At 34.0% G+C, this 14,395-nt stretch carries 14 protein-coding genes; 6 read left to right on the forward strand and 8 right to left on the reverse strand.

The annotated features are described in order from the left end of the window. Window positions 1-5 precede the first annotated feature (5 nt). Together BOD01S_RS01260 and BOD01S_RS01265 are read left to right on the forward strand one after the other, a co-directional pair. Window positions 6-335, forward strand: coding sequence for an antibiotic biosynthesis monooxygenase family protein (locus BOD01S_RS01260; RefSeq protein WP_036154889.1), 330 nt, complete (start codon window positions 6-8; stop codon window positions 333-335). 268 nt (window positions 336-603) lie between these two features. Further along, window positions 604-1,452: an MBL fold metallo-hydrolase gene (locus tag BOD01S_RS01265; protein ID WP_036154892.1), complete on the forward strand. Its 849-nt coding sequence runs from the start codon at window positions 604-606 to the stop codon at window positions 1,450-1,452. 378 nt (window positions 1,453-1,830) lie between these two features. Here the strand turns inward: BOD01S_RS01265 and BOD01S_RS23950 are convergent, their stop codons facing one another. From BOD01S_RS23950 to BOD01S_RS01280, 3 genes are all read right to left on the reverse strand, one after another. Continuing rightward, complete coding sequence (locus tag BOD01S_RS23950) at window positions 1,831-2,118, reverse strand: TIGR04104 family putative zinc finger protein (protein WP_036154894.1); 288 nt, start codon at window positions 2,116-2,118, stop codon at window positions 1,831-1,833. 448 nt (window positions 2,119-2,566) lie between these two features. Continuing rightward, the gene (locus tag BOD01S_RS01275; RefSeq protein ID WP_036154896.1) at window positions 2,567-3,331 is read right to left on the reverse strand and encodes an SDR family oxidoreductase; all 765 of its coding nucleotides are present in this window, start codon (window positions 3,329-3,331) and stop codon (window positions 2,567-2,569) included. 319 nt (window positions 3,332-3,650) lie between these two features. Continuing rightward, window positions 3,651-4,211, reverse strand: coding sequence for a hypothetical protein (locus tag BOD01S_RS01280; protein WP_036154898.1), 561 nt, complete (start codon window positions 4,209-4,211; stop codon window positions 3,651-3,653). 225 nt (window positions 4,212-4,436) lie between these two features. Between BOD01S_RS01280 and BOD01S_RS01285 the strand changes: the two genes are divergently transcribed. Next, on the forward strand, window positions 4,437-4,922 hold the full coding sequence (locus BOD01S_RS01285) for a DinB family protein (RefSeq protein ID WP_036154900.1): 486 nt from the start codon (window positions 4,437-4,439) through the stop codon (window positions 4,920-4,922). Window positions 4,923-5,090: 168 nt separating this feature from the next. Here the strand turns inward: BOD01S_RS01285 and BOD01S_RS01290 are convergent, their stop codons facing one another. The 4 genes from BOD01S_RS01290 to BOD01S_RS01305 form a co-directional block, all read right to left on the reverse strand. After that, window positions 5,091-6,035: a DNA/RNA non-specific endonuclease gene (locus tag BOD01S_RS01290; RefSeq protein ID WP_036154902.1), complete on the reverse strand. Its 945-nt coding sequence runs from the start codon at window positions 6,033-6,035 to the stop codon at window positions 5,091-5,093. 914 nt (window positions 6,036-6,949) lie between these two features. Further along, window positions 6,950-8,080 (reverse strand): DNA polymerase III subunit beta, encoded by a 1,131-nt coding sequence (dnaN, locus tag BOD01S_RS01295; protein ID WP_036154904.1) that lies wholly within the window; start codon window positions 8,078-8,080, stop codon window positions 6,950-6,952. 243 nt (window positions 8,081-8,323) lie between these two features. Further along, complete coding sequence (locus BOD01S_RS01300; protein WP_036154906.1) at window positions 8,324-9,367, reverse strand: LCP family protein; 1,044 nt, start codon at window positions 9,365-9,367, stop codon at window positions 8,324-8,326. Then, window positions 9,357-9,884, reverse strand: a complete 528-nt coding sequence (locus BOD01S_RS01305; protein WP_036154908.1) for a sigma-70 family RNA polymerase sigma factor — start codon at window positions 9,882-9,884, stop codon at window positions 9,357-9,359. The genes BOD01S_RS01300 and BOD01S_RS01305 overlap by 11 nt, the downstream gene beginning before the upstream one ends. Window positions 9,885-10,542: 658 nt before the next feature. Between BOD01S_RS01305 and BOD01S_RS01310 the strand changes: the two genes are divergently transcribed. Then, window positions 10,543-11,130 (forward strand): Crp/Fnr family transcriptional regulator, encoded by a 588-nt coding sequence (locus tag BOD01S_RS01310; protein WP_036154910.1) that lies wholly within the window; start codon window positions 10,543-10,545, stop codon window positions 11,128-11,130. A 210-nt stretch (window positions 11,131-11,340) separates the two neighbouring features. Beyond that, window positions 11,341-12,309 carry an NAD(P)-dependent alcohol dehydrogenase gene (locus BOD01S_RS01315; RefSeq protein ID WP_036154912.1) on the forward strand — a complete coding sequence of 323 codons (969 nt, stop codon included), beginning with the start codon at window positions 11,341-11,343 and terminating at the stop codon, window positions 12,307-12,309. A gap of 581 nt (window positions 12,310-12,890) precedes the next feature. On the opposite strand, the gene BOD01S_RS01320 is transcribed toward BOD01S_RS01315, so the two are convergent. Continuing rightward, window positions 12,891-13,190 carry a hypothetical protein gene (locus BOD01S_RS01320; protein WP_052124849.1) on the reverse strand — a complete coding sequence of 100 codons (300 nt, stop codon included), beginning with the start codon at window positions 13,188-13,190 and terminating at the stop codon, window positions 12,891-12,893. 430 nt (window positions 13,191-13,620) lie between these two features. Here BOD01S_RS01320 and BOD01S_RS01330 point away from each other — a divergent pair, with 430 nt between their 5' ends. Next, the gene (locus BOD01S_RS01330; RefSeq protein ID WP_081977965.1) at window positions 13,621-14,130 is read left to right on the forward strand and encodes a gamma-type small acid-soluble spore protein; all 510 of its coding nucleotides are present in this window, start codon (window positions 13,621-13,623) and stop codon (window positions 14,128-14,130) included. Window positions 14,131-14,395 lie beyond the last annotated feature (265 nt).

The raw sequence follows: 14,395 nt of genomic DNA on the forward strand, positions 1-14,395 counted from the left end.
TCATTATGTTATTTGCAAACACGCCCACTCCCCCCTACTATGCAGTTATTTTTACTTCTCAAAGAAATGAAAACGATCGTGAGGGCTACCATAAGATGGCTGATTTAATGGCAGAGCTTGCTTCAAAGCAGCCGGGATTTTTAGGAGTTGAAAGTGCTAGAGATGAAAACGGCTTAGGAATTACCGTCTCTTATTGGGATTCATTAGAAGCTATTCAGCAGTGGAAGGAAAACCGCTCCCATATAAGAGCACAGGAACAGGGAAAGAGAGATTGGTATTCTTCATACAAAACACGAATTTGCAAAGTGGAAAGAGATTATACAAATAATATCTAATTTAAGGCGCTTCACAAATTTTTGTTGAACCTCTTCCTCTTTAATTTGTTTCTCCGATCACTTATAAAGTGTGAACTATAATTAAGCCTAAATACTTTTTTTACCAAAATCAGTTTATTCTCACAATAGTATGTTATACTTTTCCATAGCAAAAAAAGGAGGTACTAGTCCAATGGTAAAAAACTAAACTGAGAAAATCTTATATGGTTACTAAACATGTGGATTTTCTCTTCCAAAGAATTATCATCTACCATAGAGGAGAAATAACATGTTGAATAAATTAAGTGAAAGTATTTATTATTTATCGAATCAAGATGAGAAAGAAAGACCAACGTTAGGACTAGTGTGTGGTGACCAATTTAGTCTACTAATAGATGCCGGCAATTCCACTCAGCATGCTAAAGATTTTTTATTAGAAATCGAGAAGCTGAATGTACCACCCGTTAAATATCTCGTTATTACCCATGCTCATTGGGATCATTTCCTAGGCATGAATGAGTTCGATGCAACGGTTATCGTGAATAATAAAACAAGCGAACTGTTAAAGAAATGGCAGAGCTATACGTTTGATGATAGTTCCCTGAAAAAGTATGTAAATACAAATCAAATGAGCACTAAGTGCATGGAGATTATACAGGCTGAGATACCAAACAGAACTAGTTTTAAGTTGAGCTCTCCTCACATCATCTTTGAAAATACATTAACGATCGATTTAGGCAATAAAGTTTGCCTACTTGAAAGAATCAAAAGCACTCATACAGACGATTCTACCATCGTTTATATTCCTGATGAGAAAGTTGTTTTTTTAGGTGACGCTGCATATGGTACAACGACAAATGCGCTATTCCATATTAAGCAGTCATTGTTGCTGCCTATGATTGAGGACATTCGAAAACACGATGCTGAATTTTTCCTTCTTGGCCATGAATCTATCTGCGATTTAAATGAAATGACTATTTATTGGGATGAGTTAACAGCAGCGAGTCAGTCTGTCACATCCCCTTCAATTAATGAGGCAATAGAGAATTTCAAGCTTGAGATGAAAAGAGATCCAAATGAAAATGAACTGTTTTTCATGAAAGCATTTGTAAATGACCGGATTGTTCAATCACGATAATTCTATCAATTCGCAGCCACTTCATTTCATTACCTATGAAGTGGCTGTTTTCATATCCCCTGCCAATATAGCAGAAGTTGCAGTTTTACAATTAAGTTAGATCAAAACAACCCGTAGCCCCTTATGTAAAGTTACATGAAAAGAACCCGTTTTGACTAAAGTTTGTTCTAAACAGGTTCATTCTTTGTGAAACACAGTGCGGTTTTTATAAAAAGGTTTGATCATTTCCTTAGTGGGTTCGGTTGAAGGGGAGAAAAATGCTAAAAGCAATATAAATGACAAATAAAAAACGCTCACATAAAATAATTCGAGCGTTTTTCGGTGTAATATTTACCAAGCTAATCGAATTAAAGCACCCGTTACTGTAAGTGTATTTCCTCACGATCCCTCTTTGTATCGGACAACATATGGCGAGAGTAAAAAACCGACTGTTGCCATAAGACCTGTTCCACCAAGGGTTAAAAAGATGTGATCGGTAGGAATAAGAAAAAATTGAACTATCAGAAATGGTAACAGCGCCAGGAATGCAATCGTACATCTCCCAAAAATGGTTATCTTATGTATAGTACAACAATTGTCACATTCAAGTGGTCCGTAGTTCCATTTATACGATTTAAAGATTTCCCTCCAACCAAATCGCCTATTGCATTTTATACATTTTTGCAAACACGATTCCTCCTTTTCCCCTATTGAACTAAACTGCCCTGTTAGCTGAAGTATACCCTTCCTAAACTATAGATTAGTAACATTTAACACTTAAAGGTGTAAATCCCACAAATAAGGTGAAATCTATATGTATCGATTTTAACATAAATTACCTGTAATCCTTTAAAAAGTGTGTTGCTTAGTTTATTTAATTCGTATGTGAATTGATTTGCTAATTTGGGTGCTAAATCATCCGAAATACTGATATATTAACAATAAAAGGGACACCAATTACTATTCGAATTGTGTCCCTAAATATGCTGCTATTTAATGTTTTCTCCCTATCAACCGAACCTGTTATTATTTCCTCAAAGTCTTATTCAACAATCGCAATCATAATTATTCCATTCCTACATAAAGAAATACACTTAAGTCTATAATTTTTGTACTGATTCAATATTATCTTACATCATCTTTGATCCAGCTTATTCCTTAAATGCTCCTCATAGGTAATTATCCCTTTTCTTTGCAGAGGATTTGTATTTTTTCCTTCGACTAAAGAATTGTATAGTTTTCCTGGTAAAGCAATACTTAAAACAGTATTTGCTTCATTGTTAATCTTAATTTTTAACTCCGCCATTTCTCTTAATGTCATTATATCTGGACCACAGAAATCATCTAATTTTCCTTGTGGGCCTTTATTAACTAAATCGATTAAATGTTTAGCAAAATCATTAACATCCACGCTTTGAAATTTAACCCTGCCAGGGATTATATATCTTTTAAAGAAAGATTTTGATAAGAGCAAACTATCAACAAAGCTATGAAACTGACTTGCACGAGCAATTGTATAAGGTACAGAACTATTTTTCAATAATTCTTCTGCTTTGTATTTAAGTCTATAATATTTGAAGGGGATTTCTTCAATTCCTACAATTGATGGATAAATAAAAAGTTTTAGATGGTCCAGCTTGCTTAAAAGTTTTTCAAACCCGGCAACCTCAATGTTTTCAGAACTTTTTACCGGACTAGTTGCTGCGTGAATGATGACATCAACGTCTTTTACTGCTTCCTCTAAACCTTCGCCAGTTAATAAATTGCTATAAACCCATGTGAAATCTACTCCTTCTGGTTTTCTTCTCGAAGTTATTTTAACTTGATAATCTAGATCTTTTAATTGCTTTAACAAAGCTGAACCTAGTTGTCCGGTTGAACCAGTTACAAGGATTTTCAAGTACAACACTCCTATTCAAATGGATATTCCTTGTATTGTAATATTCAGAAGTCGGTTACTTTATTCTACTAGCCTCCCCCACTAGTGTAAGCGGTAGTCCTTCATAATTTTTCTATACCATTATATATAAGACCTATATGTACTTACATTTTCTCCATAATCTTGTCCCGTTCATATCATAAGGTCAGCCAGAAAATATTTCTGGTTGACCATTTTGTTTAATATCGTTTTTTAACTAAAGCCCCTAAAGGAAAACCCAAACTTTCATTTGGAAACGTTTATTGGGTTTCATGTGTATATTTTATTAACCCTTTTTGCACTAAAGCTCCGAGTAAGCTGAAGACTTTGGCATGTAAATATTCCCGCTTGCTACCATTTCCTTTGTTTCAACATCATAAATAGCATATCTACCTCTAAATTCTTTTTCAGTGTCTTTAAACGAATAAAAGAAATAAACTTGCCTGTCGGGGCTAACAGCTAGATGGTAGTTAATATCTATATCAGGATAGGGATGAAAGATATTTCCATCAAAAATTATATAATTTAATTCTTCTACCTCATTAAACAATAACTTTCTCCTAATATTCACAGATGCATCAGGCATTTCTTTAAAAAGATTAGTATCCAAATGTCTTTGCTGCTGCTTTGGCTTTTGCTTGTACCTTTGATAAACCTCCTGATGAACTGGATACTTTAGCTCTCTTAATGCCTGATAAAATTCATCTACAGTTTCATCAAAAACTTTTTCCTTATTTGAGGGATATACATATTCAATTTCATCTGAAAGGATTGTCTGTGAATATACAGGGCTACTTACTAAAACGGAAAGGATAACGGAAAATATAAACATATGCAAACTAATTAAGGATAGTTTTTTCATTTAAGATGCTCCTTTTTTAAAATAATTTGCCCTAAAGGTTATATATATATCCTGCTACGTTAGTTCAACAAGGTTTTCGTATTTTTTCAAGTACAATAGGACCCGTTTTCTTTGTCGTTGTATTGACTGCCCGAACTTTGATACGAGAATGTTGTCGTTAAAGGAGTATTTTCACTGACCGAAGAATATAAAGTAATAGAATTCTGAAAAATGGAGAGTGGAAATATGATTCATGATATAAAGGAGTATGTAAAATATTTAGATGGAATTCATAAACGAACGATGGAATATGTGAAAGTAATACCTGATGAACTCCTAGATTGGAAGCCTTCAGAGGATAAATTTTCTACTGGTGATTTATTGCGGCATATCGCATCCTCTCGATTGATGTTTTTAGGTATATTTGAACACGGTTCGTGGAATTACACAGGACATGATACTAGTAAGGGAGCTTCTCTTGAGGATATTTCAAATTATTTAGAGGCATGTCAGATCAAATTAACAGAGGGTCTATTAAAAGCTGGCAACGATGTATTGACTAAAAAGGTTTTAACCCTTCACGGTCATGAAGTTAGCGCTTGGAGAATACTTATGGCAATTCCAGAACATGAAATCCATCATCGTGGACAAATCTCTACTTATTTACAAATAAACAAAATTGAACCTCCTCAAATTTTCGGATTAAAAATTGAGCAGGTTACAACATACTAATTTTTAAAAAGAGCTTTGGACATTCTCATATATCCAAAGCTCTTTTTTTAGGCCCTGTTACAAAGTTGTTTCTGTACAGGCACCCACCCGCAAATTGTTATAAATCGTGCAACGAAGGAACTGTTCCTTTTTTCGTTCATTTTTATTTTGCCTCAAAGTTCTAGAGGTTTATTCACCTACCAGACCATCCTTATCCCGGTCATCCATAAATTTATATAACCAGTGGTCACTTGTAATCGGCATGCTATAACCTGCTGCTTTTGCTTCTTTAATCGTTACTTGACCATTTCCATCTGTATCCACGCTAGAAATGTCCTCCGTGCCATTCGAAGCATTGGACTTATTAGAACTTGTTGACTTATTTGAGTTAGTTGATTTACTTTCAGTTAATCCTAGAGATTTATTTATTTCATCAGGGTTGCCATTATCAAATTCATCTACAATTTTATTCCCTTTTAAAGTGTAAGTGTACTTGTAATGAGAAGGGATCTGCGTTTCCGTATTTGGATATGTGATAATCGCCTCAAAATTAGTTGCTCCACCGGCTTTACGAATAGCGTCTTCCATATATGCTTGGTCGCCATGTCGGTTAAGCGTACTATCTTGCGGTGTAATATTATAAGCATTTGATACCCCGCCAAGAGAATCTGCAATAATATGCCCTTCATCTAAATCTGGTCTTTCGACACCAGGAACTTTTGCTTCATCAGCGTAGTATCTGCCAGCTGATGTTACAGGCTCTGTACGATCATTTTGTAAAACGATTTCGTCAGCAATGACACGTACTAACTGTCCGTACTCGTTAGTAAACGCCCAATATTTACGGTCCCCATAACCAATATCAATAACAACATTTGGCTCGCGATATCCAGACAAATCACCACCATCAACTTCAATAAGTTTATAATCTTTAAACTGTTGATCTTTTGATTCAGTTGATGTTTCCTCTGCTACTTGTTTTTCAGTCGCAGTTTTTTCTTTTTCACTATTTTTTGTAGTTACTTCTTGTAAATCAGCTTTCTCATCAGTATTCGATACATCTTCTGCGTCAGTACAACCAACTATTAAGATGGCAGTTAAAAGTAAGATTAAATAATTTATTTTCTTTTTCATTTTAGGACTCCTTATAGCCTTTTTGCTGAACATTCTAGAGATCTTTGAATAAAACATACATTAACAGTGTAAACCCACTTTTAATAGTATATTACAATATCAATCTTATTGCAGTAGATACTTAGTTCGAAGTATGTACTGTTACATTCCAATAAGGATTAGCGGAGTCCATTGCAATGGAAAAGGCACAATTCCAATTCAAGAATTGCGCCAGATTGTTGAAGCCTATTTCATCTAAATCCCCGGTAATTGAAGTAGAGGATTAAAGAAGATAAAGATTTACAGCATCTCTATATGCAGTTTTTTATTTAAATAGCTGTATAAACCCCATCCAAAGAAAAAGCCAAGAAACATTTGTTTTACAGCGTTTCTTGGCCTTTTTTGTCTACCCAGACTTACATTTGGGAACGTTATTTATATATCATTCGCATATTGAATATAAATTAATTTATCGACTTAGATATGTATTCAAAAATTAGAGGCGGTCAAACCACTTAATATAACAAGGAGTGCAATTGATGCTAGTAATAATGGCTTGCTACTAGAATTTTCATTTTTTATTAATTCTTTAATTCCGTAAGATAGAGAAAATACTAATACAAAGGGCCAAATAAACCACGTCCAATAATAAAATATCTCAATACCTTTTAGTAATTCTATTAAAATAATAACCCTTCTCCTTTTCAATTAAAATCACCATACAAATTACATATTATATGTTTTTGATAAAAAACCTTTATTAGCCTTACCAAAGCAACGTTTGGTAATATTTAACGTTTTTTCATTCGACAAGCTGACCCCTTAATGGAAAAAGGAGCAATTCTTTATTAAAGAATTACACCCAATTGTTGAATAATATTAAAATAAATGTTCTGTCAAATTAACATCCCTTTCATGCAATAAGGAGCTGTTTTTTAATATGAACGTACTGGAGATATAAGATGAATATAAGAAGGATTATTAATAGGCTCAATTAAAACTGGTCTCATCGTATCACCAAAACTTAATCTTATCTCTTCTTCTTTAATTGCTTTTAAGGCATTTATTAAATAACTTCCATCCAGCGAGATAGTTAAATCAGTTTCACCATTAATCATCTTGATATTTTGTGTTTCCTCTATTTCCCCTATATTTGATGAATTAGACGAAATTTTAATTTTCTTACCATCTACGATTTCTAATTGTACGTTATTATTTTTCCATTCACTTGCAAAAAGACAGGCTCTATCAATACCTGTTAATAATTGAGCTGTGTCGAGAATAATTGTTGTCTTTGCATTTTTTGGAAGTAATCCTGTTATGTTAGGATAATTCCCTTCAATTAACCTTGAAAACAATGTAAAAGAACTTGTTTTAAATGCCATATAACTGCTCGTTACATATATACGTATTTCGCCGTTATCATTATGTATTAACTTGGTAAGCTCATTAAGGCTTGCACTTGGGACAATAAAAGAACCGTTTATGCTTGACTCTAATACGAGTTCTCTTAACGCTAAGCGGTGGGAGTCTGTTGCAGCAAATGATAGGTAATGATCTTTAAATGATATGTTTACTCCTGTTAAAACAGGTCGAGATTCACTCTTTGAGACTGCAAACGCAGTTTGTTTAATAATTTCAATTAATTCAGTGCAGGGGATTTTAGCATAATTAGTTTCATCTATTAGAGGAAGCTTCGGGTACTGTTCCGAATTAAAACCGAATATTTTAGTTACAATTTCTTCGGATTGAATGGTAACTACTTGTTTTTCATTTACTCTTACATGTACTTTAGCTGGTAATTTTTTAATAATTTCACTTAAATGTTTAGCGGGAATAACAACACTACCGGTTTTATGTACTTCTAATACCTTTACTCCATCCACCGTTAAAGGAATAACCTTTTCAATAACGATATCAGAGTTACTTCCAATAAGGACTAAGGAATCGTTATAAGCAATAACCTTAATCCCTGACAAAATAGGAAAGGGTGTCTTTAAAGATACTGCTTTATTAACATCTGAAATTGCCTTATAAAACCATTCATTATCTATAATGAATTCCATATATAGTTCACCTCATTATTATCACTAGGAAACCAGTTTGACAAAATAGTATATAAACCCTTCTTTTCCAAATTACTAGGTTTTTTAACCAGATCTAATTTTCCGCAACCCTATTTGTTTATGTTATTCAACAATCTGTCCCTATTGCTGAAAAAGGGCGATTCTTTATTAAAGAATCGCACCTGATTGTTAAATAATGTTCAGCTTCTATCCGCTAGTTTTGCTCTATATGCTATTTTTCACTTAGTTAAATGTGGTTAACTCTTTTGAAACAGAATTTAAAAACTCTTTTTCAAACTTATAAATGTGTTTACCTTCAGTACTACTTAATTTTATTACGTCTGATATCATTCCATCAATTAAGGATACCGATTTTATAGAATTGATTTCTATTTGATTATCGAACAAATGCTCAAGTGAAGCATTGGCTTCTATTTGAGTAAAGAGTTCTTTTAATTGTGCTGGTGGAATTTCGCCTTCTAATTTATTCATTACAGTATTCAGCAGATTCACTAGATTTTCTTCACCTAATTTGCTGCCTTCTGTTGCAGCCATCAGTAATGCTGTAAATTCTTCACCGTTTAAATGATTCGTTCCTTTTTCAAACTCAAATGCCACTTGCGTAATCGCTCTTATTCGGATATCTTCCTGCAAGTTGTACTCTACGCCATCCATAGAATCGATAAGCGTTGAAATAGTATCTAAATCAATCACTGCATAATAATCAATTGGTAAATCTAATAGTTTTGAAACAGCTGTTCTTACATTTTCAGCACCGCCAAAATTATAAGCAAATAATAATTTATCGTACAAAGTAGTGCCATCCTTTTTATCCGCTACCGGTACATATGTATCATTAGGCAGCGAGACAATTTTCATCATTTTTTTATCTTTGTTATAAGTAAGTAAAAGATTTACATAAATTCGATTTTCCATCTCTTTCGACTTTACCGTAATTAATGTAGTGAAATATTCAGCTTCCTCAATTACTGAGTCACTTGCAACACTTGTGTTAGATCCTTTATGGAAATCACTACTGCTTGAATCGCTAGTCCAGCTTTCGGGAAGCAACGATGGCATAAACAAAAATAGACACAAACCTACTACTAATAAAGATACTGTTGCAGGAGCGAGTTTTTTTACAGGAATAAGCGGCTTCTTTTGTGTATGAGTACCCTCATCCATTTTGTGAATTTGTTCAAATACGCTATCACGATTTTCTTTTGTAAATTGCAGTTCTCGATCCGATATATTGGAAAACGCATTCTTTACCCGTTTATCTTCCACTATATTCTGCCTCCTTTAACATGGGCTCTAATCTTTGTTTTGCTCTTCTTAATCGAGTTTTTACCGTATTAACCGGCATATTTAAAATTTCGGCAATTTCCTCTGTCTTTAATGAATCGTAGTAGTATAGATAAACTACTTCTTGATACACTTTTGGAAGAGAGAAAATAATATCTTTTATTTCATCATTATTGTATTTATCGATAACTGTTTTTTCAGTTGATGGTAATATCGACTTTGCTGTTTCATTAACAAAGCTTTTTACCTTTACCATTTTGTAATTCCAGCTTTTTAAATAATCCTTACACTCGTTAATCGTGATGCGATAGAGCCATGTTTTAATCTGTGCTTCATAACGATACGAATCAAGATGTTTGTAACATTTGATGAACGTATTTTGAACCAGATCCTTAGCACACTCGGCATCCTTCACATAAGAAAAGGCCAGTCGCACCAGCTCATTACCGTATTCAATCATTATTTTTTCTAATACATAATCTTTTTCCTCTCTGTCCATTCTACTACCCTCCCCTTCAATCTACTTTGAATTCTGCTATTAGACGATTGCCAAATCATTATAGGTTCAATTTTACAAAAATAGTTAAAGAAATAGTACGTCAGTAAAATGGGGATCTGCAATGTTAAGTAATTTTCCATATAAAAAAGCCTGATTTCTCATCACTCAAACGAGAAACCAGGCCTTGTTATTGCTCTAACAAATGGCCATGTAATGGAAAAAATGCACTCTTTATTAAAGAATTGCGCCCAATTATTGATATCACATTATTCTATTCAAAATAAAAATTAGAATTACTCTACCCCTAAACTTTCACAACATTAAAAGTATTTTATGTGCCGGCTCTTTTTGGCAACACATGGGTGCTGGTTAGTTTAGGTAATCGGATGGATTATACAATCGTAGAACCTAGCCCTATTTAGTATAACTAAATTTTTATTTTGGAATGTTATTAGAATAATTTTTATATGCTTTATAAATCCTTTCTTTACGAAAGTGCCTCGTTAGTTGAATGGGAAAAGAATTGTTTGTTTTACAATCATACCTTGATAATTTAGATGCTATTCCGATTGTTTTATCTAATAAAGGTGAAATGGATAAAAGTGTTGAAATGAGTAAGATACATTTAAATTGCCTCAATTAGAAAGGGAGAGAATAAATGATTGATATACTCTTAAAATATATGTCTGATTTTACTTCACTCAGCGGAGATGAACAGCGGGCAATTTCTGAAAGTTTAAGAATTGATGAATATAAAAAAGGAAAGTACCTTCTTAGACAAGGAGAATTTTCCGCCATTAAATGTTATTTCGTGTTAAAGGGGTGTGTTAGGCAGTTTTTTATAGATGAATCAGGTAAAGAGGTAACAACAAACTTTTTTACTGAAGAACAAGCTATACCAATTATCAACGAAAAGACTCAAGGTGAGCTGTCAAAGTATTCATTAGTCTGTATCGAAGATTGTATATTAGTTGTTGGTGATATTGATTCAGAAAATACGATGTTTAACCAATACCCGCAACTTGAAATGATGATACGAAAAATGATGGAGATAAACCTTGGTGAAATGCAAGAACAGCTAGGTGAATTTATCAGCTCGTCTCCAGAGGAACGATACAAAACCGTTTTAAGGCAATGCCCCCAGTTAATTGACCGTGTACCACAACATCAATTGGCTAGTTATCTTGGAATCACTCCTGAATCGTTAAGCAGAATAAAAAAGCGAATTAAAAAAAGCAATTTTTAAAATAGATGCCCTTCACATTTCATAATCATCTTACCTCTTTAGCAGCGACAATGTACGAAAGATTAACTCGCCAAACATTATGAACCAAATCCTCCTTTATTCTTTGGAAAAAATTTATAAAATCATTAGTAAATTAACCTAAGTCAATGAAGAGTGTTTATCCCCTTGTTATTATTTAATTAGCAAAGATATCAGGTTGGAGGAGTTTTTATGAAAGCGATCATTTGTAATAAATATGGTTCACCCGATGTACTTGAGTTAAAAGAGGCGGAAAAACCTTTCCCTACCGAGAATCAAGTATTGGTAAAAGTTCATGCAGCATCTTTAAACTTTGGGAACTTAGTTCTTTTAACAGGCAAACCCTTCTTAGCCCGATTTGCCTTCGGACTAACGAAACCAAAATACTCCATTCCAGGAGGTGACATAGCTGGTACAGTTGAAGCCGTTGGGAAAGACGTTACGCTATTTAAAGCAGGAGATGAAGTATTTGGAGACCTATCTGGTTGTGGATGGGGTGGGTTTGCTGAATATGTAACAGTCCACGAATACGCTTTAGCCTTAAAGCCAAACAATATCTCCTTTGAGGAAGCAGCTGCTGCTCCTATGGCTGGTGTGACTGCCTTACAGGGACTACGTGATAAAGGGAAAATTAAATCGGGAGATAAAGTATTAATTTATGGTGCATCTGGTGGCGTTGGTACTTTTGCGGTACAAATTGCTAAAGCATTCGGTGCTGAAGTAACGGGTGTATGTAGTACGAGAAATGTAGAAATATTGCGTTCGATAGGAGCCGACCATATCCTTGATTATTCAAAAGAGCGTTTCACTCAACAACAGGATTATTATGATTTGGTTCTTGGTGTGAATGGCTCTAACTCCCTTTCAGCTTATAAACGAGTATTAAAACGAAATGGGAATTTTGTTCATGTAGGAGGTTCCGAGGCCCAGCTTTATAAAACATTATTTTTTGGACCTTTTATTTCAATGACTGGGAGCAGGAAAATAAGCAGCCTGTTGCAAAGAGCGAGTCAAAAAGACTTAAATGATGTAAAAGAGTTACTTGAGACCAGTAAAGTAAAATCAATAATCGATAAGCGGTTTAAGTTAAGTGAAATTACTGAGGCGTTTAAATATTTTCAAGAAGGTCACGCCCAAGGTAAAGTGGTGATTACTATATAACAGGGTGCTCACCTTGCTTTATTCTACTATTATGCTAACTCCGACCAAGCGATAGCCTCGCAATGTATGGAGGGTATGAACACATTTGTGGAACAAAAAAATATCGATCCTATTTACACAGGAAGTTGATCAAACTTTTTTATAAACGATTAGACTTTATTATAAATTGCCGAACTTCATCTCAAAGCCACAGAGGTTTGTGCAACCGTGACCGTCAGTACCAAGTGTACTGTCCCCTTCTATCGTTCTCTATTAAGCTTTAGTTGGATAATCAATAGACGTGACAAGATTTCTCCCCCTTTTGCTAACATCCTTAAAATCATATACGGTATGTATTTTTCTTATCGAAACAATTATCCCCGACTGATCAAGTCGTTTTTTATGTTCATTATAATAACCAAGAGCCTTATTACATTTCATTGTAATAAGGCTTTCGAAGGTTGTTTTAAATTGTATTGATTTAAGGAATTTTGTTGCTGAAAAGGATATTGAAGTTGTTTTAATTCTTGCTCTACTAAGGGGAGCGCCCGAATTTTCATTTGGGAAGGTTATTTTGAATGAAACGGCATAATTTATAACTATTAAAACCGAATTGTTTTTTTAGGTAGTGACTTTGGATCCTCTATTAACCTCGCAATATTCTTACCTTTATTAAATTTCACATTGTTCAACCAATAAATAAAAGCATCTGTACGGTAAGAAACACCATAATCAATATTTCCATCTTCCTCATATTCAAACCAATAAGGATGCTGGTTCTTTCTGTCAAATAGCCAATCCCAAAATTCCTGTTGTAATCGATTGATATCTCTCCCTACTTTTGCAGGACAAACCATATATTCTATATCATCTTCATAATCAAATCCGACTTTAACAATCATGTTGCTATCTCCCTTTTTATGTAATGAACTTTGCTAATCGTTGAATACTACATGCATAATGAATAATACCATAAGTGGAATCATATGCTTTTGCGGTGTTTGGAGACGTTTTAAATACTTGTTGAACTAAAGTGCCTGTTGTTGCTTCTAAACAGTTACAGCTCCACATGGTGGTTCTTTTAAGTTCAGATGTTCTTCAAGGTCAAACGATACTACCTCATCTTTATAAGTGATGTAAACACATTCATTTGAATTCACGATCAATTTCATACAAGTAATGCACTGCTTGTTACCGGACTGTTTGGTTTCAATAAAAATAAAGGTTGGCTGCTTTTTCCCCTTTTCATGCGCCTTATTTTGAAAAAGATCAAATTTTTTAGCCGAATAATAAACCATCCTGTGTACAGACTAATTTCAGGAGGTGAATTTTATGACAAAAAATAACAACCAAAACTTCAACCAAAAAATGAACACCGAATTCGCAAATGAAACGGATATTAACCAAGTTAAACAACAAATCCAACAAGCAGAGGCTAGAAAACATCAAGCTTCTGGTATATTTGCAAATAATGGCAGCCAACAAGCTTTTAATGCCATGAACGAGGAATTCGGAAGTGAAACGGACGTTAACCAAGTGAAACAACAAATCCAGCAAGCTGAAGCTAAAAAACAACAAGCTTCTGGTTCACAAAACTTCAATGCCATGAACGTGGAATTTGGAAGTGAAACGAACGTTAACCAAGTGAAACAACAAATTCAACAAGCTGAAGCTAGAAAGCAACAAGCTTCTGGTTCACAAAACCTCAATGCCATGAACGTGGAATTTGGAAGTGAAACGAACGTTAACCAAGTGAAACAACAAATCCAGCAAGCTGAAGCTAAAAAGCATCAAGCTTCTGGTTCAATTGTAAATAACCGTAACCAAAATAATAATCAATAAGCTAATTATGCTCCCCGACCGGCAATCTTTTTTGCCGGTTTTTTGTTCTTCATCTTATCGCTTGCTTATTCTTCTATTGAGTTACTCAACAAAATGTTACTTATGTAAACACACCTTTTGATCATCCAATTTACAACAATAAAAATGAGAGTTCCTCATGTAAAAAAGTAATCACCATAACCCCATTTTTACGAAATGAGGAACCACTCTTGACTAAAAATAGCGCGTATTCAACCTGTTTTAAAATTTCCTTTCACACCTCCAC

Origin of the sequence: Lysinibacillus odysseyi 34hs-1 = NBRC 100172 (assembly GCF_001591965.1) — a bacterium.
Taxonomy (GTDB): Bacteria; Bacillota; Bacilli; order Bacillales_A; family Planococcaceae; genus Lysinibacillus_B; species Lysinibacillus_B odysseyi.